Here is a 21563-nt window from a genome sequence, read left to right on the forward strand (position 1 = left end):
CCCATTATCAGACAACCTTGGGCTGCAGAGACCACAACCGTGCAGTCTTCGCTACCCGCTCACACCTTCGATGCCGCCTGCGTAACCCGTCTCGGCGCCGCGAGGGGGCGCGCGGTGAATAATGCGGGGTCACGGGCGAAAAACGCGTCGAGGAGCGTGCAGAGGGTCTCGGCGGTACCTTCACTTACTGCACCCTCGGACCACCGATCGAGCTGGACAAGATCCTCACGGGGGAGGCCCTGCCGGAATGGGAGGCTCTCGGCGCCGTCCTGTTCCATGCCGCCACCCTGAAGCCGTTCGACCCGGCCGCGTCGAATGCCGATGCAGGCTATCTGGGCAAGGGGGCCGAGCGGCATGTCTGGCTGCTCTATCAGCCCGACCGGGACTGGCTTCGCTCTCCCGAAGCGGCACTGACACTGTCCCGCGCCCGAGAGATCCACGAGACGGACCCGGAGACCCGCCACCTTGTCTTCGCGCCGGCGCGGCACGTCGCCCAGAAGATGCTCGACGAGCGCGATCTGAACGTGGAGTTCGCCCCGCTGCCCTTCGCGCTCTACGGGCTCGAAGGGGGCTGACATGCGCACGCTCGACTATCAGGTCCGGGTTCTGGACACGCTCAACCACTATCTCGATACGCTTAAGTCCGAACGGGACCGGGCGGACGAGATTGCAGACGTTGCCGCGAAGAACCCCCGTTTGGGTCTTGAACCGCCCGATTTCACCGCGACAACGTGGGACGCCCTCAAGGATGGCGGCAGACTGCCCGCTGCCTGGAAGGATGTTCCTTTTTCCCCGCGCCGTGACGGGGTCGGCCGTCCCGTGCCGAACATCACGCTCAAGGTTCCCACCGGCGGTGGCAAGACGTTCCTGGCCGCGAATGGCGTCTCGCGGGTCATGTTCCGCTACCTGGGTGTGACCACCGGGTTCGTCCTGTGGATCGTCCCGAACGAGGCGATCTACAGCCAGACCCTGAAACACCTGAAGGACCGTCGCCACCCGTACAGGCAGACGCTGGATCGCGCCGCGGCGGGTCGGGTCAGGATCATGGAAAAGTCCGACCGGCTGCACGCGCGGGACGTTGAAAGCCACCTCTGCGTGATGGTCCTGATGCTGCAAAGCTCGAACCGGCAGGACAAGGCCACGCTGCGAATGTTCCGCGACCGTGGCGACGTCCACGGCTTTTTCCCGCCGGAGGGCGACCAGAGCGCCCACGCCGAGCAGATCAGGCGCGTCCCGAACCTCGACGCTTACGACGACCTCTACCCGATGGTGAAGGACTCGCTGGGCAACGCCCTGCGCCTGATCCAGCCCATCGTGGTCATGGGCGAAGGCCAGAAGGCGACCTCCGACCTGGCCTTCGAGACGCTCTATGGTTTCAACCCGCTCTTCGTCATTGAGTTGACCGCGACGCCCAAGCGGATCGGCGCCCGACAGGGTGCCAACCCACGGCCGGCGCGCGACCCCAATGTTCTGGTCGAGATCACCGGCCGCGAGATTCACGATGAGGGGATGATCAAGATGCCCCTCAACCTCGATGCACGCCAGGGCACCGACTGGCGCGCAACCCTGTCCGCCGCGAAAGGCCGGTTGGACGAGGTCACCGCTGCGGCCGATACGTTCCGCGCGGATACAAACAGGTATATACGGCCCATCATGCTGGTTCAGGTGGAGCGTACCGGCAAAGAACAGCGTGAGGCCGGGCTGGTCCATGCCGAGGATGTCCGGGACTGGTTGCTGTCGGTCGGGTATACCGAGGCACAGATTGCCGTGAAGACGGCGGAACAGAATGACCTGCGACAGCCAGAAAACCTCGAACTTATGTCGGAGCGAAATGAGGTCCGGGTCATCATCACGAAATCCGCGTTGCAAGAAGGATGGGACTGTCCCTTCGCATACGTGCTGTGCTCGCTTGCGGCCTCGCGCAACCTGTCCGCGATGACGCAGCTGGTCGGGCGCATTCTGCGGCAGCCGCATGCGCTCAAGACCGAGGTCGCGTTGTTGGATGAGTGTTACGTGGTCACGCATCATGCCGCCACCGGACACGTCGTCGAGGCGATCCGGAACGGCCTCGAGGGGGACGGGTTGTCGGACCTTGTCCTGAACGTGTCCGGAGATTCTGGCACCGGTGACGCAGGAGGTGGCACCCGGGTGATCAAGCGTCGTCCGGAGTTCGAGAAAACCGAGATTTTCCTGCCCGAGGTCTTCTGGTGCGATGATGAGGAGGTGCGCCCGCTCGACTACGAGACCGATCTATTGTCCCGCATCGACTGGTCCGGCTTCGACCCGTGCGAAGTCATCAGGCGGATCCCCGAGGCAGGTTCCGCGAAAAGCGGACAAATGCGACGCCTGAGCCTGAGCGCGGACGGGGATGGCTTTGACGAGGCCGCAATCGGCGAGCCTGGGCATGAGGCCCTTGTTTTCGACCCGGTCTATGCTGTCCGGGCCCTTCTCGACTTGGTCCCGAACCCGTTCATCCTGCGCGATATCGTTTCCGCAACCGTTTCCGGCCTCGAGGCGCGGGGACTGTCATCGCGGCGTCTCGGACAAGCCTCCAGCACGATCATCGAGGAGCTGCGTCGCGATCTCGAAGCTGTGCGAAACGCGCAGGCGGAGACACTCTTTCGTCAGGATGTCCGCGATGGCCGGATCCGTTTTCGGCTCCGGCTCGATGGTCGAAACTGGCGTATGCCGCAGCGGATGGAAACGGGTTTGCCGCCGGACAGCCCGCCCTTGATGGATGAGAATGGTGATCTGGTCTCTCGCAGCCTGTTTCACCCTTTCCCGGCGGGTGAATTGAACCGCGAAGAACGTGGCGTTGCCGTGATGCTTGACGGATATGAGGCCATCAACTGGTGGCATCGAAATGTCGCAACGGCAGCCAAAGGATACGGGATTCAAGGCTGGAAGCGCGGTCGGATCTATCCTGACTTCATTTTTGCAGCGCAGGGAGAAACGGGAAACCGCCTTGTCGCCCTCGAAACCAAAGGCGATCACCTTCAAAACCCGGACACCGATTACAAGCGCGCTCTACTGATGTTTCTGACCGAAGAGTTCCGTTGGGAAGACGCGACATCAGCGGGAGAGTTGTGCCTTGAAAGTACCGGGGAAATCGTCGAATGCAGCTTGATCCTGATGGAAGACGTTCCGACAAAACTGCATGAGTTAGTCTGCCGCGGCTGATACGAGGTAATCATCGGTGCGTAAGCTTGAGGTAAGGGGCGGGTATTCTGAGACCGCGGTCAGAGGATCACGAGTGCGGCCTTCGGCACTCGGGGCGGGTTGCGGACCTTCCCTGCAGGTGCGGTGCATTCATTCGGTTTTGGTGGGAGCAGACATTCAGGTGGCAGAAAGTCAGGTTTGCTCTGCGCCGTCACATGACCGTTGCAAGTCCAAGCGCGAAGTGTGCTCTGCTTGGTATTGGGCTGGATTGGCTATCATAATCTTGTAAAAGGCCCCTCAACCGCATATCATCGGACTGTACAAAGAGGAGATCTGACGTGCAATTCCAGCTCAACACCGACAGCAATATTCAGGGTGATGAGCGTCTGGCGCAAATAGCTGAATCCGTCGCCGCCAGTGCTTTGGGTCATCTCACTGATCGCCTGTCTCGTATTGAGGTGCATCTGGTCGATGTGAATGGGGCCAAGGGTGGGGCGGATGATATTCAATGCACTATCGAGGCGCGCCCCGAAGGAATGCAGCCGCAGACCGTAACCCATAGCGACAATGACGTCGAAGCGGCGTTGCGTGGGGCGTCAAAGAGACTGCGCGCGCTGCTGGACAACGAGTTCGGCAAGCTCGACAAGCGTCGCTGAACCGCGCAAAACCCGGCCCTACGTGTTCAAGGCCGCCTGGAAATGAGCAATGCAGTTTGCCCGGCCGGGCGGATCACGCTCCACCGGTCGAAGCGATCTTGAAACCGTTTCCTCAACCGCCCTAACTCTCCCGGCCATGTCAAATAGGGTCACTCTGCCAATTTGCCGAACGTTCACCCCACGTGTTAGCGGCGTGCTTGATCATCATGGCTGAGCGAGAGCGTTCCTGATAAAAATCGCTTCAATTCCGCCAAATGACCATATCGCGCCGCACCTCACGCGCCCGGTGATGATGGGGCGATGGCTTGCTTATCTCTTGGGAGTTCGACTGACTTCGGTACGCCGGTTAGGGTGTCAATCAAAGCGTTTCGCGAAAAATCTGGGCTGCAGATTCTCGCCAAGCGCATCGCGCTTTAGAAAAGGAGAAACGGATGGGCCGCCCTGTCAGTTCGACGACGATACTTGGTGATGTCGGCACCGTTTTTCGCGTGTCGGTTGTGATCGTCGCGATTTTCGTACTGGCGGCGGCGATCGCGCCCGCGGCGGTTGAGCGGGTGGCGAGGGCCGTGCTGCATGCGACAGCGGTGAACGTTGGCTGGATGTACCTCTTGGTCATGACAGGATTTGTCTTTTTCGTGCTGTTCCTTGGCCTGTCGCGGATCGGCACCATAAGATTGGGGGCCCCGGACGAGCGGCCTGAGTTCTCATTTCAAAGCTGGCTTGCGATGATCTTTTCGGGCGGTATGGGCGTTGGCCTCGTCTTTTGGGGCGTGGCCGAGCCGATGATGCACTTCAACGCCCCTCCGCTCGGCACCGGGCTGCCGCGCACGGCCGAGGCGGCACAGACCGGCATGCTCTATGCCTTCTTCCACTGGGGACTGCACCAGTGGGCGACTTTTGCGCTGGTGGGGCTCGCCCTTGCCTATGTCCGGTTTCGCCACGAAAGCCATGGCTTGATAAGCGAAACCTTCCGCCCGCTCTTGGGAACTCGCGTGGATGGCGGCTGGGGCAAGGCGATTGACGTGCTGACGGTCGTCTCGACGGTCTTCGGCGTGGCCACGACGCTGGGGCTTGGTGCATTGCAGATCAACAGCGGTGTCTCACAGCTGACCGGCATCCCCTACGGCTTTCCGGCGCAACTGGTGATCCTCGCCGTTATTGGCACTCTCTTCACGCTCTCGGCGATGACCCCTTTGGACCGTGGCGTACGGCTACTCAGCAATGCCAATATGATGCTCGCGGCGGCGCTTCTTGGCGCGGTACTGCTCTTTGGGCCGACATCCTTTATCTTCGGGGTCTTTACCCAAACCCTGGGCGAATACCTGGGCAACGTGATCCAGATGAGCCTTGTCACCTCGCCCTATTCAAATGGCGCGTGGGTTGAGCAATGGACCATGTTCTACTGGGCTTGGGGGCTGAGCTGGGCGCCGTTTGTCGGGAGTTTCATCGCCCGGATTTCTCGCGGGCGCACCATCCGCGAATTTGTCCTGGGCGTGATGATCGTTCCGGTGGTCCTGAGCATGCTGTGGTTTTCAACATTCGGCGGGGCGGCCATCCAGTTCGAGATCTTCGAGAACGCCGGTATCGCCGACGCCGTTGCGGCGGAGGTTCCTGCCGGGCTCTACGCCCTGCTCGATCAATTGCCTGGCAGTTCGTTGCTGACCGTCGCATCGATCGCGCTTGTCGGCATGTTCCTTGTGACCTCGGCCGACTCGGCCACTTTCGTGCTTGGCATGTTCACCTCGAAGGGCGTGCTTAACCCGACACGCGCGGTGCGGGTGCTTTGGGGCTCCTTGCAGATGATTTTGGTTGTGGTGCTGCTACTGGCCGGCGGTCTGCAGAGCCTGCGGACCGTTTCGATCATCGCGGCCTTCCCGTTCATGCTTCTGATGATCCTGCTCGCGGTCTCGCTTTACCGCGACCTGTCGCAGGAGATCACGGCCCGCGATGAAAAAACGCGACTTCTCGAGCTGCGGATCGAACGCCTGCTGCTGCGGGAATCCGAACGCGAGAAGGCCGAGAAAGCCGAGGCCGAAGTTCATCCAACCGTCCCCGAAAATGGGCAGGCCGACGACGCCCCTGATGAACGGGGCGGCAGCGCCAATCCATGAGCGCAACCATCACCGCGCCTTTTTCTTGCAATGGTTACTTGCTGTTTTTCCCTATATTGACCGGTGCTTTGTCCTTGCGGAAATCTGCTGTTGCCACAGCCTTTTTCTTGGGCTTCTTCGGTTTTTTCGCTTCGCGGTTGCCGTGTCTTTTTTCATGTCTGGACATCTGTTTGCCTCCAAATTTCCGTGGGTTGCGGTCTGGGCTTGCTACCTTCAATTTTTAAGGTCTTCGAACCGAGTTCCCACCGGCGATGATGCCATTGATCAAATCCGCCACGGCCTGATGCTTTCCCGGTTCGCCTGCGCCTACGGCGGCATTCTCATGGGTCGCCGCAGCGTCGCGCAGAACGCCAAGAATTTCGCTCTCGGAAAGAAGGCCGCGATCATTCATTGCAAGCAGGAGTGCCTCGCAGATGGACAGGGCCGCCTGGCCTGCTGGTTCGCATGTCTTGGACACCGGAGTTTCCTTCCTTGCATCATGAACCAGCCTGGTGAGGTCCAGAACGATCATTACTTCTGTCAGAAAATGTGCTATGATGGACTGATAAAGAGCAGTATCGGGGCCGGTTTCCGCTTTTGGATTTAAAAACGTCTGGAGCCCCAATGACATCCGCCGAGCAGAGCCCTCTAACCCGCAAGCTTGCGGCCTTTGTCGCCCTGACGGAGGCTGAGCTGGCTGTGCTTGAACGGCTGCACCAGCGTCGCCGATCCTTCGTCGCGGGGCGCGATATGGTGCATCAGGGGCAGTCCGCTCAGGCCGCGTATATTCTGTCAGCGGGCTGGGTCTCTTCCTACAAGATACAAGCTGACGGGACGCGGCAGATCGTGGATTTTCAAATACCTGGGGATTTTCTGGGATTGCGCAGCGTTCTCTTGCGCACCTCGGACCACAGCTTCGAGCCGATTGTGGACATCGAGGCGGCCGAAGTTCTGACGAGTGACCTTCTTGAGGCGTTCGCGCAGATGCCCCGCCTCGCGACAGCAATTCTTTGGGCGGCGTCAAGGGACGAGGCAATGGTGGTCGAGCACCTCGTCGGGATCGGCCGACGTGATGCCCTCGCCCGCATGGCACATTACCTGCTGGAGCTGGGATCGAGGCTTGCGCTGGTGGGACTGGGCAGAAAGGATGGGTTCGACTGCCCACTGACGCAGTATCATCTGGCGGATGCGCTTGGGCTGAGTGCTATTCATGTGAATCGCGTGTTGAGACAGCTTCGCGAAGCGGGGTTGGTAACCTTCCGCGACGGTCGTGTTACGTTCGACGACTATGGGCGGCTGGTGGGGCTTGCCGAATTCGATCCCGCATATCTGGATCAGAGCGGGCCGCTTCTTAAATGAGATGGCCGCCCTCCGAAAAGCGAGGGGCGGTTAAAAATCTTGTCAAGTTCGAGTGTTACGAAAGCTTCGCCGTTGCCGCATCGAGTTCCTTGTTGGTCAAGGCGTCGTCCTTGGCTGTGTGCGCGGTCTCGGCAGCCTTGTAGTGCTTAAGCGCCGCGTCTTTCTTGGGGCCGGCAGGCGCCTTGTTCCAAGCGGCTTTGACGGAGGTCATCTTTTCGTCGGTTTTGTTCTGTTCGGGTATCATTGGATTTATCCTTTCCTGGACGTTCCGAGAAATAAGAAGCATGCCGACATGCCGGTCTTTTAGGGATTGGCACGCCCGCACGCTTCTCGGGTACTCGGGAAACCGTGCCACCAAACATTCGGTGGGCACACCTCATCTAAGCGATAGCAGCCGCCCGCTGCACTGACGCAGGTAAGCCCCGCTCCCCATGACAGGTCGCCTGACGCCGCTGCTTTCAGATCACCATGGTTTGCTGATGGGAAATCCTTAGCCATTCGTCGCCATCTTTGATGTACGTCGAGGCACAGAGTGCCTTGTAGATCGGCACGTCTGCTTTCTCGGCCGAGACCCGGTAGGTTAGAATGGCGATCTCACCGCTCCGCATCACTCTGCGTTCCGCCATGACGACAGACCGCCAACCGGTTCGCTCGCGAAGATAGGTCCAGATCTGGTCGCCCTGTAGGATGCCGGGCGGGTAAGGAAAGACCATGACTGCGTTGGTCGCTGTGGTCGCCCGTGCAGTATCGGCGCCACTGGTCCAGAAATGATCCTCCATCTCCCAGAGAATTTCCCGCTCGCGTGGTGATAGCGTACCGGACTTGTGGGCCGCATGGCCCGGTGTCCGGGCGGTCTGTGTTGAAACAGTCATTCGCCCGCCCCCGATCCGCCAAACATGAACATTTGCACCAGCAAAAAGATGATCACGAGCACGTTCCAGATCCCGCCGCTTTTAGGCGAACGGCCGTCGGAGGCCCCCGCCGCCGCTCGCTTCAGGCTACCTGACGTCTGGCTTTCGGGAAGCAGCTGGCTCAGGTCTCGTGCAACCCTCTCGTGATCACTTCTGAGTGTGGGCACATCTCGAGATTGGGCAAGCAGTGTTTCCAACCGCGCGCGGGCGGCGTCGCGCCCCAGCGTGACCAGTTCAGCGTAACCGCTCGGTTTGAACCGCCTTGCAGCCTCAGGCGGCGGCGTTTTCGCGGGTGGCCTCCGTGGTCGGCGTCCAGTTCCACGGCAGGAGCTCGTCGAGGCGGTTGATCTTGTGATCGTGGATGCGGTCAAGGACATCGGCCAGGTAGGCTTGCGGGTCGAGGTCGTTCATCTTGGCCGTCTCGATGAGCGTCATGGCGCGGGCCAGGGTTTCGCCGCCGGTGTCGGATCCAGCGAAGAGCCAGTTTTTCCGCCCGACGCCGATCGGGCGCATGGCACGCTCGGCGGGGTTGTTGTCGATGGCGATGCGGCCGTCCGTGAGGTAGAGCGTGAAGGACGTCCACCGGTTCAGGGCATAGCGGAAGGCCTTGGCGAGATCGCTCTTGCCGGGGATGTGGGTCAGCTGCTGCTCGGCCCAGGCCTTGAAGGCAGCGACCTTGTCGGCGCTGTGTTTCTTGCGGGCGGCGAGCCGCGTTTCCGCGGGTTGTCCGGCGATCTCGCGCTCGATGTCGTAGAGCTTGCCGATCCTGTCGAGGGCCTCGCGGGCGATTTCGGATTTGTTGGCCGCCCAAACGTCATGGAAGTCGCGCCGCAGATGGGCCCAGCAGGCTGCCTCGCGGAACTGCTGCGTGCCGTCCGCACGCTTTTCATAGAGGTCCTTGAAGCCGGCATAGGCGTCAGCCTGCAGGATGCCCGCCGAGTCCGCGAGATGGCCGCGTGGATGCTCGCCCTTTCGATCCGGAGAGAAGCAGTAGACGACACCGGGCGGCGCGGTGCCAGACCAGGGTCGCTGATCGCGGACATAGGCCCAGATACGCCCCTGTTTGACGCCCTTTCCGAGGCCTTTGTCCTTTCGCGACCGGTCGAGCACGCGGATGGGGGTGTCGTCGGCGTGAAGAAGGTCGCTGGCCATGACGTCGGTCTCGATCCTCTCGATCAGCGGCGTCAGCGTCTTCATCGCGCCGCCGCACCAGTCGACCATCGTGGTATCCGGGATGTCGGCCCCCATGCGGGCGAAGATCTCGCTCAGGCGATAGAGCGGGACGTGGTCGTCGAACTTGGAGACGAGGATGAAGGCGAGCAGGCTGGGGCCCGCCATGCTGCGCGGGATCGGCCGGCTGGGGGCGGGCTCCTGCACCATGCGCTCGCAACGGCGGCAGGACTTCTTCACCCGGGCGATCTCGATGACCTTGATCTGCGCCGCGATCATGTCCAGCAGCTCGCTGACGTCCTCGCCGACCACGCGCAGGTCACCGCCGCAGTCGGGGCAAGCGTCGCCCGGGTCCAGTTCGCGCCGCTCGCGCGGCGTATCCCCGGAGACGCGGGGACGGCGGCGTCGGGTCTTCTCGGGCGAGGCCTCGGCCTCCTCGGCGGGCACCGGCCCCTCATCCAGGGCTTCGTCCTCTTCGGGCGGCGTGTCGTCGGCCTCGGCCGTGGCCACCCTCAGATCCTCGAGCGCCAGTTCGAGCTGCTCGATCTCGCGTTCGATCTTTTCCGAGCTGGCGCCGAAGGTCTGCTTCTGGAGCTTCGCGATTCGTGTGCGCAAGGACTGAACAAGCAGGTCATGGGCGCGGAGCGTCGCCGACATCTTCGCGTTTTCCGCCTGCAGGACAGCGATCATCGCCTTCAGAGCGGCGGGGTCATCGGGCATATCCACGGGCGTTTGCGACATACCCATTCATACCACAGGACGCCTCCGAGGACCATAAAAACAAGGAATTTCAGCGCGATAATCTCACCCCACGCGCGCCGGTGGAGCGCCCCAATCCGGCCGGCGCCAGTCGATCCCTTCCCAGAGCATCGCCAGCTGCGCCGAGGTCAGCCGCGCGGCGCCGTCCCCAGCCGAGGGCCAAGGAAAGCGCCCCCGTTCGAGGACCTTGTAGTAGAGGCAGAACCCCTGGCCGTCCCAGTAGAGCACCTTGATCCGGTCGCCACGCCGGCCGCGGAATACGAAGACGGCACCGCCCGCAGGCTTCTGCCGCAGCTGGTCCTGCGCCAGCGCCGAGAGCCCCGCGATGCCTTTGCGCATGTCGGTGACCCCACAGGCCAGGTAGACCCGTACCCCCGTGCCCGGCCCGATCATGCCGTCTCCAGGACGTGCAGCAACCGGCGCAGCGAAGCGTCGTCAAGATCGGCGCTGCAATGAAGCTCGCGGCCCGAGCGCAGGACGATCCTTACCTCGGAGATGACCGCCTCGGGCGGCGCAGTGGTCGCAGGCAGCGCCTCGGTGGTCGGCACCTCGACGAACCTCGCCGGCGCTTTGGCCGGCCAGAGGCCCTTCCGCTTCAGCGCCCGCCGCCATTCATAGAGATGCTGCCGCGTAATGTCGTGCCGCCGCGCGACGTCGGAAACCGTCCAGCCGTTCACCCCGACTTCCCCGAGGATCTCCAGCTTGAGCGCGTCCGGCCACCGCCGACGCCGCTCCACTCCAAGCACCACACCGTCCCGCACCAGCACCTCCGCCGCAGACGACGTCGTTAACGACGTCAATAACGACGTCGCTTAACCAATCGGACCGATCACTGGCAGGCGGTCGGAACCGGGCGCTTACAGTTCAGCGGCCTCTTGCCAAGGATCAAAACCGAGACGTGCAAGCGTGGAAAGGACCGTCACGACGGATCCGTTCCGGTCTTCGCCGACACACGCATAGAGGAAACGTTCGAATTCGGGTGGGTGCGGGTTGAGAACATTGGGGTCGGCCATAGCCAATCCTTTCCTTGGTTACAGGAACGCGGATCGTCCCTGTTTTCCCAAGGTTACGCGTGTGTCCGTCCCCGTGCCCTTACACAGGTCAGTGCTGACGACTGGCCCCGGCTATTTTCAGCCGAAGTGTATCTTAAGACTAACATGTATCAGCGCGGGTTGAATGCGCCTTGGTTACAAGAAGAGAAAGCGCTCTACTGGTCTGTCCGGGAATCTGAAGGGACGTCAACAGTGGTTAGCGACAGATTTGCCAACACCCTGGAGACCAGAGATGAACATGCGTTCGACAAGATCGGCGGCAACGTTTTCGAAGCCGTTCACCTTGTCGGGATACCCCGGCGAATTGCCTGCGGGCGACTATGAAATTGTTGTCGAAGAGGAGCGCCTTCAGGGGCTGACCTTCGAGACCTACCGACGAACGGCGACGTACCTGAAAGTGCATGGCAACGGCGCTCATGCGGGACGAACCGAACTCCGGCTGACAACCGAGAGCGACCTGAAAAAGGCGTTGCGCCGGGATCAGGCCGCCAACGAAACGAATTCTCACAGCGACGGGGCGCTTTCCCCGCAGGAGGATAAACCATGAATACTCCCGAATGGATCAAACCCGGTATCTATGGTGCCGTGATCGGCGCTGTCTTCGTCGGCGTCGTCGGATTTTCGTGGGGTGGCTGGGTGACCGGCGGCACCGCGAATGACCGGGCGATGACGATGTCCCGCAACGATGTCGTGGCGTCCATGGTCCCGGTCTGCCTCGACATTGCGCGGTCCGATCCGGCGCGGGCGGACAAGCTGGAAATGATCCGGGCCGCCGCGATCTATCAGCGGCGCGACGCTCTCATGAGAGCCGGCTGGGCGACAGTCCCCGGAACCGATGCGCCAAACAGGGATATCGCGCAAGCCTGCCTGAAGGAACTGGACCTCTGAGGGCCTGCTGATCAGCGCCGACACGGATGATGGTGTGAAACGCGTCCCGCGGTCAAGCATGCGCGCCACACGACCCACATACGCTTGAATCGAAAGAGGAACTCTCAATGCCGTCCGATGAGACTGGATCTGAAGACCGTGGACCCTGGAAAAACAGGCAAACCCGCGCGCCCCCTGAGGTTGATGCAATTCTCAGGCGGGGCCGGGATCAGCTGCACGGCCTTCTGCCGGACGGTCTGCCACCGGTGAAGCGTATTGCAATCGGCGCCGCCATTGCGCTTGCGGCGTTTGGGGCTTGGTCGTCCTATTACACGGTGCCCAGCGACTCCGTTGCAATTGTTCAACGGTTCGGGAAATACGCGGCCGAGGTTCCCCCGGGGCTGCACTTCAAGATCCCCTTCGGGATCGACGTGACCACGCTGGTCCCGGTCAAGCGGCAGCTGAAACAGGAGTTCGGCTTTACAACGCCGGGCGCTACGGACCCCTATCAGAGCCCGACCGACGGTCGCCGGGAAACGGAGATGGTGACGGGTGACCTCAACGCCGCGCTTGTGGAATGGGTGGTTCAGTACCGGATTTCCGAACCGCAGAAATTCCTTTTCCAAGTGCGCGAGCCGAGCGCGACCCTGCGCTACGTGTCGGAATCCGTCATGCGCGAGGTCGTGGGGGACCGCACTGTCGACGAGGTGATCACCGTCGGACGCCAGGAGATCGAAAGCGAGGCGCTTTTGAAGATGCAGGCTCTGGCGACCAAATACGCCATGGGCATCAGCATCGACCAGGTGCAGTTGAAGAATATCAATCCGCCCCAGCCCGTTCAGGCCTCGTTCAACGAGGTCAACCAGGCACAACAAGAGAAGGAGCGGATCATCAACGAGGCCCGGCGAGAATATAATCGCGTCATACCTCTGGCCGAGGGCGAAAAAGACCAACGTATCCGCGAAGCCGATGGCTATCGCCTGCGGCGGATCAACGAGGCTGAGGGCGACGCTGCCCGTTTCACGGCGCTTCTGACGGAATATCGTCAGGCTCCCGAGGTGACGCGGCGCCGGATCTACATTGAAACCCTGCAGGATGTTCTGCCGGCGATTGGCTCCAAGATCATCGTCGACGGGTCCACGGCAAGCATCCTGCCGCTGTTGAACCTTGATCGACAAACAGGAGAGACCCCATGAAGATCATGTCGAGCATTGTCGCCGGGGTCTCGGTCGCGGCGGCGATCGCCGCTTCATCCGCAGTCTACACGGTCGGCGAGGTCGAGCAGGCCATCATCACCCAGTTCGGTAAGCCGGTGGGCACACCGATCATCGAGGCGGGCCTCAAGGTGAAGCTGCCCTTCATTCAGGCGGTCAACCGGATCGACCGCAGAGTTCTGGAGTGGGATGGCTCACCCTCGGATATGCCGACCAAGGACAAGCTCTATATCTCTGTCGATCTTTTCGCGCGCTGGCAGATCATCGATCCTCTGCAGTACTTTCTGCGCCTGCGCGACGAACGCAGCGCCCAGTCACGCCTCGACGATATCTTGGGCAGCGAGACGCGCAATGCGGTTGCCAAGCATGAACTGATCGAGATTATCCGAACGACCAAGGGGCGGACGCCACTGCGCGACAATCTTCTGACGGATCAGGAGCTTGCGCAGGATATCGGCGCGCTCGTTCCCATCACCAAGGGGCGGGCGCTGGTCGAGCAGCAGATCTTCGAGGCGGCGGCCGAGAAGGTGCGGGTCTTCGGGATCGAACTGCTCGACATCCGTTTCAAGCGCATAAACTACAATGAAAGCGTGCGGCCCAAGATTTATGACCGCATGATCTCGGAGCGGCGACAGATCGCCGAACGCTTCCTGTCCGAAGGTAACGGCGAAGCGGCCCGTATTCAAGGCAACAGGGTGCGGGATCTCAACAAGATCCAGTCCGAAGCCTATCGCGCCGTCGAGGAAATCCGCGGCGCCGCTGACGCAGCTGCGGCGGACATCTATGCGGGCGCTTACAATGTCGATGCCGCATCCGTGGAATTCTTCGAGTTCACCCGAACCATGCAGGCCTACGGCGACATGATTTCCGACGACACGACGCTTGTCCTGACGACGAACAGTGACCTGTTCAGGTTTTTTCGCGGACTGCAGACCGAGGCACTATCCGTCCGTGAACCAGCCTCGGGCGCGGACGATGGCGGGTAGCGTCAACGCATGTTGACCCAAACCAATCAGAGGTCGCGGCACCAATCGCGAAGCGGACCAAAATAGGCGCAGCACAATAGGAGCATGGTCTTGGGGTGCGACCATGAATCACGGAAACGCCGAAAAACAAGACGTCCAAAGCCGAAGCGCCAAAGTGTGAAAGGGTATAAGCCATGCCGTCAGTCAGAGATGATCAGAAGACAAAAGCTGAGACGACCGATCTCGAGCGGCGGGTGCTGGCTCATGAACGAATCCTGCAGGCCCTGATCGCCTACATGGCCCGCACGGAGCCGCGGTTCATCGACCACCTTCGAGAGCGGTTTGTAGAACCGATGCGCATAGTCCAGCATGAACACGACCACCGCGAAACCGACGACTACGCCGAAGAATTCATCCGCGCCGTGATGCTCCTTGGAGACGTGCGCGCACGCCAGGCAAAGGAGCCAGACATGACCGACAAGCAACCCGTGCTGCAGGATATTAGCGGCGAACAGGGGACTTACATGGGGCGGCCAGCGCAGCGAAGTGGTGTTCAGGTGCGCGAAAGAAATGGCATCTGGGAGGTGAGGGTCGATGGCAAGTTTCACGGTGACTACCACCAAAAAGAACATGCCCTTGCGGCTGCGGCCTTGGTCAGGTTGTCAACATGATGACCTGTAGCACCCACCCGGCAATCCCGCAGGACTTTGCGATCCAGGTGGCCGAGAACGAAGGCATGCCGCCGAGGCCTAAACCCAGCAACGCCTCCCTGCAATCGATCGCACGCGCCCGACGGCTGACCGGAACGCGCAAGCTGGGACCGCCTAAGACGCATTCTGCGGCTAATGATTTCTGCTCGGGAAAGGAAAGGTCGATACAACCCCTTGGGAAACCAAAGCGACATCCGCTGGCGCGCGCATTCTCAAGGCTGGCGGTTTTGGCCGGTCTGATCGCATCTTTGGCTTTTCCCGCGTTTGCGCAGGATGTCAGGGCCCCGATGCCTGCACATGCGCAACCCAAAAGCTATGGTGAGGGATGGGAATGTGATCGTGGGTATCGGCGCGAGACTGACAAGTGCCTTGCAGTCATCGTTCCTGAAAACGCCTTTGCGACAAACCGAACCTATGGCGCAGGCTGGGAATGCCTGCGTGGGTTTCAGGAGGTCGAAGATGCGGTCTGTATCAAGGTCGTCGTTCCCGATGGTGGATATCTTGATCCATCAGGCAAGAGCTGGAGCTGCCTTCGCGGATACACGGAGATAGAAGGTCTCTGCGCGCAGGTCGTATTGCCGTCAAACGCATATCTGTCGGACGAGGTCTATGGTTCTGACTGGTTGTGTGAACGGGGTTACGAGGTCAAGGGCGATACGTGCGCCGCTATCGCGGTTCCGCAAAACGCCTTCCTGAATGACAAGAAGCATGGACAGCCATGGACCTGCGCACGGGGATACTTCGAAAGCAAGGCCCGGTGCGAAACCATTGCCGTTCCCGAAAACGCCTTCCTTGACGACGCAAGCTATGGGCCAGGGTGGACGTGTGAACGGGGCTTTGCCGCCTTCGGTGATGGGTGCACGGTGATTGATCTTCCCGACAATGCGCATCTCGACAGGTCGGGGACCCGGTGGGAATGCCACGATAATTTTCAGCGATCGCAGGGACGGTGCGTCTTGAACGAATAACGCAGGCGATCTGGGTTGAAACAGGGCTTTTCGGAGCAAATGCGTCACGCGATCGCCCGACACGAAGCCATCTTGGAAAAGGACATATCATGGACCCTATCAATGAAGAAATACTCAAGACACGGTTATCAACCATGGGGCCCCAAGCCCCGCCCGACGTGGCCGCACCCACAGCGGTTGTCTACTGTGAGGGCAACTTCGGACAGATAGACGGCAAGACCGCAAATGGGCTTGTCCGTCACTCACGGGCGTACCGTATTGTATCGGTCATAGACGGCAAACTTGAAGGGTGCGACAGTGGGCAGGTCTTGGACAATGCGCGCAATGGCATTCCCGTCGTTGAAGACCTCGAGGCTGCGGTTGTGCGTGAAGCCTTTATCCCCGACACGTTCATTTACGGTGTTGCCCCCTCGGCCGGCAAGCTGTCGTCCGCGGATCGTGAGATCGTGCTGGATGCAATCGCCTACGGCATGAACATCGTCAGCGGTCTGCACGAATACCTTGGCGACGACCCAGAAATCTCGGCGGCGGCAGAAGCGGCCAAGGTAACGATCCGCGATATCCGCAGACCGCGACGAGCCAAAGACATGCGGTTGTTTGACGGAAGCGTGTCCAAGGTCAAGGCAATCCGCATCGCCGTCATGGGAACAGATTGCGCCATTGGCAAGCGCACGACGGCGACCGTCTTGACCAAAGCGTTGAACGCAATCGGCATCAGGACGGTGCTTGTCGGCACCGGCCAGACCGGCGTGATGCAGGGCGCGAAATACGGTATTGCGATGGATGCCGTTCCTCCGCAATTCTGCTGTGGCGAACTCGAACGCATGATCGTCGCGGCGTGGCAAGGGGAAGAGCCAGATGTCATCGTGATCGAAGGGCAAGGCGCGCTCAGTCATCCGGCCTTTTGCACATCGGCCTTCATCCTGCGCGGAAGCCAGCCACACGCCGTCATTCTTCAGCACGCGCCAAAGCGGGTCCACCGCTGCGACTTTCCAGACATGCCAATGCCCGCGCCCGAAGACGAAATCACGCTCATCGAAGCCTTTGCCGCCACGCGGGTCATCGGCATCACGATCAATCACGAGGGGATGGCGGACACCGACCTTGATCCTGAAATAAAACGCCTCTCGCGCGACACAGGTATGCTGGTGACGGACGCGTTGACCCGACCGGTGGCATATCTGACCGACATGGTTTTGGCCGCGTTCCCACAACTCAGACCGGCCACTCGCGCGGTCGCCGAATGACCGCGCCGCGTGTCGAGATTGATCTTGGCAAGATACGGGCAAACGCGCGCGCGCTCGTCCGTCGTCTCGGCGTCCGTGGAATCACCGTCACCGGGGTGACCAAGGCCGTGTGTGGTCATCCTGATGTTGCACGGGCCATGCTCGACGGCGGTGTTGTCGGTCTGGCTGACGCGCGCATCAGGAACATTGTTCGGATGCGGATGGCCGGGCTTTTATGCCCGATTTCGATGATCCGCGCCCCGATGATTGACGAGATGGAAGACGTCATTCGCTCCTGCGACGCAAGCTATAACTCCGAGATGGAAACGATCCGAAAGCTCGGCGCAACCGCACGGAAACAGGGCGCAACGCAGGATGTCATCCTGATGGTCGAAATGGGCGACAGGCGCGAAGGTGTCATGCCCCAAGACCTTGATGACTTTGCCGCCCGGGTCGTCGAAACACCGGGCGTGACCCTCAAAGGTATTGCTGCGAATTTTGGCTGCTTGGGCAACCTGGCGCCGACAGCCGGCGACATGGCGACGCTCTCGCGATTGGCCGATCAAGTGGAAGGCGCCTGCGGCCCGTTTGTTGCTGTGGTTTCAGGCGGTGGATCGGCCAATTTGGCGTGGGCGCTTGACGAAGGCGCAATCGGGCGGGTCAACAACCTGCGCCTTGGCGAGGCGATCCTGCTCGGGATTGATCCGGCGACAGGACGGGCCATAGATGGGCTTCATACGGACGCCTTCGCCCTTTTTGCCGAGGTGATCGAGACACGCCTCAAACCAGGCGCAATGGTTGCGAAGGATGGTCAGAGACCTCGTTCGATCCTCGCCGTCGGGTGGCAGGACACGGACGCAAACGGTCTTAGGTTTTCCCACGGGGTCCGGTTTATTGGTGCCACGAGTGATCACACCGTGATTGACACAAGCGGCTTCACCGCACCAGTCGGGTCCGAGATGCGGATAGGCCTGAGTTACAGCGCGCTCATGCGGGCGATGAGCGCTCCTGACGTCGCAAAAGCTGTTGTCGGCAAGCAATCCGTTGACAGGGTGATCAGCGACCGAGCAGCCACACCGTTTTTGACAGTGGTCTGATAAGAGAACGATCAACCCGGCGGCCTATGATCGTCACGTTGCGCCGGCTTGCCCGACGCCGGACCATAGTAATCTGGCCGTTCAATGCCCATATAAATATAAGCCTCATTCGATAACTCGAGCCTGCCGAGCCACGGCAATTCCAGTGGAAAACCCAAAAAAGGATGACGATCATGTCTTTCAAAGACCTGACGACCAAGGCTGCTGCCCTGTTGAAAACCAAACCTGCGGCACCTTCGAAAAAAGAACCGCAAATCAAAACGCCTGATGCCGGTTCCAAGTCGGGCAATCCAGAGGCGATGAAACCCTGAAACCTGCGCTGAGACAGACTTGCGTGGCAGCCCCGCGCGAAACAGCCCCCTAATTCAATGGAGCGCCCAATATGGAAAACCAGACAGCCAAGACCGTTGCGATTTTTGACCGGCCTTTCAAGCTTCCCGGCTTCGATGAAACGCTTCCGGCAGGTGAGTATGATGTCGAGACAGAACTCGCCTCACCGCCTGATCACAAGGACCCGGAAGCTTGGAAGGCTTCGGTCGTGGTTCAATTGCATCCACGCGAATCCCACCCGGGATTGACACGGAGCCTGTCTGTGTCGCTGGTCGATCTCGACCATGCCCGCGCAAAAGACAAACTGACCGGACAGGACCTGTCACAGGTCTTTCTCGAAGACATGCTGGCCGATCCGATGGTGCAGCTTGTCATGCAGGCCGACGGCGTGTCCGAGGCGCAATTACGCCATCTCTACTCGGAATCGTGCAAGACGCCGTCCGGAATCGATCATTTTGATTCGATGATTGCCGACTATGAACCGCAAGCGTTGTCGCGTGACACCACTGATATTCAAAGTGCTGAAAATGAAGGGATGCCATGCCAACGGTGAACGTCTTCCCATCCGGATCTTTTGAGGTGAGTGTTTCAATGAGGCAGTGGAAAGCGAGAACAGGATGCAAATGAAGGAAGACTACATCGTCATCGAACAACCCAAGCGCGCGCTTGGTGATGCCCCGCAGGAGCGGGCCTGCCTGCGCTGTAGAGCTTCTTTCTGGAGCGAAGGATTCGGCCAGCGTATCTGTGCCCGCTGCAAAAGCAGTGCAGCCTGGCGCACGGCGATGCCGGAGGCAGTGGGTCAAGGTCGGCGTCGGTCCGGCGGTCGGTCGTCTTAAGCCTGTCCCATGTCATAGATTGCAATCGTATAAACGAGCACCTACCGCTATCGCTCTGCCGTGGGTCTTGGGTCGCACATGCTGTCCTACGTCCCCGAGAACCGCGAAACCTCACTTTGACAACATTCAAACTTGAAATCGATCCGATTGTCCGCATCGACAGGCCCCACGACATCGCCAGAAACTCCATCGCCCTCTTTGCTGGTAGGTTGGACATGCTTTTGCATCAAATCCCGCTCCATCAGCGTCCTCAAGGCGCCTGACTGCGCCGCCAAAGATAACGGATTTCAGCTCGCGTTATATGGTAACCGGCGGCGGAAGTCCGCAAAGGTGGGCTCGTCAGCCCGGCAGTTATGCACATTCGGCGAAAGTTCGCAATTACGGGCCGCACGGCAACATGGTGACACGCTATTGGATGCCCGCTGTGGGCCGGAGGCTGCAGATTACCACAGCGAAAGATGGGGAACGCTGCAGTTCTGCAAGCCCGATCCCAGCCCATTGACACAAACTGTCATGGATATGACCTGGAGTAAGGTGCCCTTGCGGTTTCGATTGGTATTGCCGCTGAATCCAGTCATACAGAGCCATGCTTTCCATATCTCTGAAATCAGTTCTACATCACGCCAGATACTTCCCTTTGTGGTCCGCGTTGACTGCTGTTCGATGGCGTACTTTTGACTTGCGCTCTCGTGGGTTGGGGAAAACATTTGGAACGGTCATGCGTTGGTTCCCGCCTGCACGGATCCGATTTAACCGCGAAGCCAAACGCGTTTTTCCCAACATGAAGCGCAGGGCGCGCGCTAAGCTTGGCCAAGATATGGGTCGGCATATGGGGCGAACCCTTTTTGAAATTTATCACGATGCTGAATTTCAAACCCAACACCATAAATTTAGCGCCTCTGGCCCTGGCCTTGTCGCCCTGAAAGAAGCTCAGGCGGCCGGCAAGGGCGCAATTATCGTTTCCGGCCATTTCGGACAGTGGGAAGCTGTTCGTGCTGTGATCAAAATGCACGGGCTTGAAAGCGGAGCTGTGTATCGACCTCAAAAGAACCGCCATTACGAACGCCGCTTGCTTGCTGGCATTGAGGCTGGGGGCAAGCCGATTTTGGCAACCGGCCGCGTAGGAACCAAAGCCCTCGTACGTCACCTACGGGGTGGAGGCATTATTTCTATCTTGCTAGACGAAAAATATTCTGAAGGTGTACGGATACCGTTTCTTGGACATGACGCTCTAACGTCTCTCTCGGCGGCCCAGCTTGCACTCAAGTACGATCTTCCCATGATAGCCGCGTATGGTATTCGCACCGAAGATGGGAACGCATATCGTGTGGAATTCGAAGCCCCAATCCCACACACTGACGCCATCACCATGACACGTGCATTTAATGACAGTCTATCTGCGCGGATCATGACCGATCCAGAGCAGTGGTACTGGATGTTGAGACGTTGGGACGGTCTCTAAGGATCACCGTAGTGCGCGGACCGACGTTTTAACCGAAAAAATGCTGCAAGATGCACGAATGGCCGCAATGCGAAAGCTGCATTGCAGCGTGATGCGGAACGGCCAAAGTCCGCTCCGGGCCGTCCGTGAGGACGGCCCATGCCTTTAGATTTCGATAGCTTCGGCGATAGCCAGCGCATCTTCAAGCTCAACGCCAAGGTATCTGACAGTGCTGTCCATCTTGGTATGGCCCAACAACAGCTGGACTGCCCGAAGGTTGCCCGTTTTCTTGTAGATTTGGGTCACCTTCGTTCGCCTCATCGAGTGCGTGCCATAGGCGCTGGCCTCCAGACCAATGGATGTCACCCACTCACGGACAATACGCGCGTACTGGCGGGTCGAGATGTGAAGCCGTTCGTGAAAACGACCAGGCCAGAGGTATTCGGATCCGACCATGAGCGGCTCCCGCATCCACCTTGCGAGCGATGCCCGCGTGCCTTCTGAGATTTCGAAGCGGACGGGTTTCTGCGTCTTGCTCTGCAGAACCGACGCGCGTTCTTTGATTCGGCCTGACGCCATAACATCGACCACCTTCATCTTCACCAGATCGCAGCCGCGCAGCTTGCTGTCGATGGCAAGATTGAAGAGGTGAACCGCCCCGGGTTTCCGAGAGGGTAAAACTCTCAGAGGATGACCGTTATGGAATCGAAGAAGAAGCACACCCCGACATACACGGCCGAGTTCCGCGAGCGC

General features: G+C 60.1%; 25 protein-coding genes. 15 read left to right on the forward strand and 10 right to left on the reverse strand.

Annotation, left to right across the window (positions count from 1 at the left end):
- Window positions 1–59: 59 nt before the first annotated feature.
- Window positions 60–578, reverse strand: coding sequence for a hypothetical protein (locus CEF10_RS16950; protein WP_157933055.1), 519 nt, complete (start codon window positions 576–578; stop codon window positions 60–62).
- On the opposite strand from CEF10_RS16950, the gene CEF10_RS16045 reads away from it, so the two are divergent.
- The 3 genes from CEF10_RS16045 (at window position 577) to CEF10_RS16055 (ending at window position 5926) form a co-directional block, all read left to right on the forward strand.
- Window positions 577–3180, forward strand: coding sequence for a DEAD/DEAH box helicase (locus tag CEF10_RS16045; RefSeq protein ID WP_101069187.1), 2604 nt, complete (start codon window positions 577–579; stop codon window positions 3178–3180). The genes CEF10_RS16950 and CEF10_RS16045 overlap by 2 nt on opposite strands.
- Window positions 3181–3497: 317 nt before the next feature.
- Window positions 3498–3815 carry a hypothetical protein gene (locus tag CEF10_RS16050; protein WP_101069188.1) on the forward strand — a complete coding sequence of 106 codons (318 nt, stop codon included), beginning with the start codon at window positions 3498–3500 and terminating at the stop codon, window positions 3813–3815.
- Between the two features lie 431 nt (window positions 3816–4246).
- On the forward strand, window positions 4247–5926 hold the full coding sequence (locus CEF10_RS16055; protein WP_101069189.1) for a BCCT family transporter: 1680 nt from the start codon (window positions 4247–4249) through the stop codon (window positions 5924–5926).
- A gap of 34 nt (window positions 5927–5960) precedes the next feature.
- On the opposite strand, the gene CEF10_RS17380 is transcribed toward CEF10_RS16055, so the two are convergent.
- Together CEF10_RS17380 and CEF10_RS16060 are read right to left on the reverse strand one after the other, a co-directional pair.
- Window positions 5961–6092: a hypothetical protein gene (locus CEF10_RS17380; protein ID WP_269801332.1), complete on the reverse strand. Its 132-nt coding sequence runs from the start codon at window positions 6090–6092 to the stop codon at window positions 5961–5963.
- A 54-nt stretch (window positions 6093–6146) separates the two neighbouring features.
- Window positions 6147–6383 (reverse strand): hypothetical protein, encoded by a 237-nt coding sequence (locus CEF10_RS16060; protein ID WP_101069204.1) that lies wholly within the window; start codon window positions 6381–6383, stop codon window positions 6147–6149.
- A gap of 146 nt (window positions 6384–6529) precedes the next feature.
- Here CEF10_RS16060 and CEF10_RS16065 point away from each other — a divergent pair, with 146 nt between their 5' ends.
- The gene (locus tag CEF10_RS16065) at window positions 6530–7264 is read left to right on the forward strand and encodes a Crp/Fnr family transcriptional regulator (RefSeq protein ID WP_101069190.1); all 735 of its coding nucleotides are present in this window, start codon (window positions 6530–6532) and stop codon (window positions 7262–7264) included.
- 55 nt (window positions 7265–7319) lie between these two features.
- On the opposite strand, the gene CEF10_RS16070 is transcribed toward CEF10_RS16065, so the two are convergent.
- From CEF10_RS16070 to tnpA, 6 genes are all read right to left on the reverse strand, one after another.
- On the reverse strand, window positions 7320–7508 hold the full coding sequence (locus CEF10_RS16070) for a hypothetical protein (RefSeq protein WP_101069191.1): 189 nt from the start codon (window positions 7506–7508) through the stop codon (window positions 7320–7322).
- Between the two features lie 214 nt (window positions 7509–7722).
- On the reverse strand, window positions 7723–8136 hold the full coding sequence (locus CEF10_RS16075; protein WP_232796546.1) for a hypothetical protein: 414 nt from the start codon (window positions 8134–8136) through the stop codon (window positions 7723–7725).
- Entirely contained in the window at window positions 8133–8372 is a 240-nt protein-coding gene (locus CEF10_RS16080) for a hypothetical protein (RefSeq protein ID WP_157933056.1), read from the reverse strand. Before CEF10_RS16080 ends, CEF10_RS16075 begins: the two co-directional genes overlap by 4 nt.
- A 73-nt stretch (window positions 8373–8445) precedes the next feature.
- Complete coding sequence (tnpC, locus tag CEF10_RS16085) at window positions 8446–10086, reverse strand: IS66 family transposase (protein WP_198586224.1); 1641 nt, start codon at window positions 10084–10086, stop codon at window positions 8446–8448.
- 63 nt (window positions 10087–10149) lie between these two features.
- The gene (tnpB, locus tag CEF10_RS16090; RefSeq protein ID WP_101069195.1) at window positions 10150–10497 is read right to left on the reverse strand and encodes an IS66 family insertion sequence element accessory protein TnpB; all 348 of its coding nucleotides are present in this window, start codon (window positions 10495–10497) and stop codon (window positions 10150–10152) included.
- Window positions 10494–10871 carry an IS66-like element accessory protein TnpA gene (gene tnpA, locus CEF10_RS16095; RefSeq protein ID WP_232796547.1) on the reverse strand — a complete coding sequence of 126 codons (378 nt, stop codon included), beginning with the start codon at window positions 10869–10871 and terminating at the stop codon, window positions 10494–10496. The genes tnpB and tnpA overlap by 4 nt, the downstream gene beginning before the upstream one ends.
- Before the next feature lie 517 nt (window positions 10872–11388).
- Between tnpA and CEF10_RS16100 the strand changes: the two genes are divergently transcribed.
- From CEF10_RS16100 to CEF10_RS16145, 11 genes are all read left to right on the forward strand, one after another.
- Entirely contained in the window at window positions 11389–11703 is a 315-nt protein-coding gene (locus tag CEF10_RS16100; protein WP_198586223.1) for a hypothetical protein, read from the forward strand.
- Window positions 11700–12044 carry a hypothetical protein gene (locus CEF10_RS16105; protein ID WP_101069196.1) on the forward strand — a complete coding sequence of 115 codons (345 nt, stop codon included), beginning with the start codon at window positions 11700–11702 and terminating at the stop codon, window positions 12042–12044. Before CEF10_RS16100 ends, CEF10_RS16105 begins: the two co-directional genes overlap by 4 nt.
- Window positions 12045–12151: 107 nt before the next feature.
- The gene (gene hflK, locus CEF10_RS16110) at window positions 12152–13219 is read left to right on the forward strand and encodes an FtsH protease activity modulator HflK (protein ID WP_101069197.1); all 1068 of its coding nucleotides are present in this window, start codon (window positions 12152–12154) and stop codon (window positions 13217–13219) included.
- On the forward strand, window positions 13216–14223 hold the full coding sequence (gene hflC, locus CEF10_RS16115; RefSeq protein WP_101069198.1) for a protease modulator HflC: 1008 nt from the start codon (window positions 13216–13218) through the stop codon (window positions 14221–14223). The genes hflK and hflC overlap by 4 nt, the downstream gene beginning before the upstream one ends.
- Before the next feature lie 173 nt (window positions 14224–14396).
- Window positions 14397–14873: a hypothetical protein gene (locus CEF10_RS17265; RefSeq protein ID WP_101069199.1), complete on the forward strand. Its 477-nt coding sequence runs from the start codon at window positions 14397–14399 to the stop codon at window positions 14871–14873.
- A 47-nt stretch (window positions 14874–14920) separates the two neighbouring features.
- A complete protein-coding gene (locus tag CEF10_RS16125; RefSeq protein ID WP_232796548.1) occupies window positions 14921–15880 on the forward strand; it encodes a hypothetical protein in 960 nt (319 codons plus the stop codon).
- Between the two features lie 89 nt (window positions 15881–15969).
- On the forward strand, window positions 15970–17127 hold the full coding sequence (locus CEF10_RS16130) for a DUF1611 domain-containing protein (RefSeq protein WP_101069200.1): 1158 nt from the start codon (window positions 15970–15972) through the stop codon (window positions 17125–17127).
- Window positions 17124–18203 carry an alanine/ornithine racemase family PLP-dependent enzyme gene (locus CEF10_RS16135; RefSeq protein WP_101069201.1) on the forward strand — a complete coding sequence of 360 codons (1080 nt, stop codon included), beginning with the start codon at window positions 17124–17126 and terminating at the stop codon, window positions 18201–18203. The genes CEF10_RS16130 and CEF10_RS16135 overlap by 4 nt, the downstream gene beginning before the upstream one ends.
- A 173-nt stretch (window positions 18204–18376) precedes the next feature.
- Entirely contained in the window at window positions 18377–18514 is a 138-nt protein-coding gene (locus tag CEF10_RS16965; protein WP_157933059.1) for a hypothetical protein, read from the forward strand.
- A 71-nt stretch (window positions 18515–18585) separates the two neighbouring features.
- Window positions 18586–19086 carry a hypothetical protein gene (locus CEF10_RS16140; protein ID WP_101069202.1) on the forward strand — a complete coding sequence of 167 codons (501 nt, stop codon included), beginning with the start codon at window positions 18586–18588 and terminating at the stop codon, window positions 19084–19086.
- An 869-nt stretch (window positions 19087–19955) separates the two neighbouring features.
- Window positions 19956–20831, forward strand: coding sequence for a lysophospholipid acyltransferase family protein (locus CEF10_RS16145; protein WP_101069203.1), 876 nt, complete (start codon window positions 19956–19958; stop codon window positions 20829–20831).
- A 144-nt stretch (window positions 20832–20975) separates the two neighbouring features.
- On the opposite strand, the gene CEF10_RS16150 is transcribed toward CEF10_RS16145, so the two are convergent.
- Window positions 20976–21497: a tyrosine-type recombinase/integrase gene (locus CEF10_RS16150; RefSeq protein ID WP_101069208.1), complete on the reverse strand. Its 522-nt coding sequence runs from the start codon at window positions 21495–21497 to the stop codon at window positions 20976–20978.
- Window positions 21498–21563: the final 66 nt, after the last annotated feature.

The sequence above is a fragment of the Roseovarius salinarum genome, from assembly GCF_002834145.1.
Lineage (GTDB): Bacteria > Pseudomonadota > Alphaproteobacteria > Rhodobacterales > Rhodobacteraceae > Roseovarius > Roseovarius salinarum.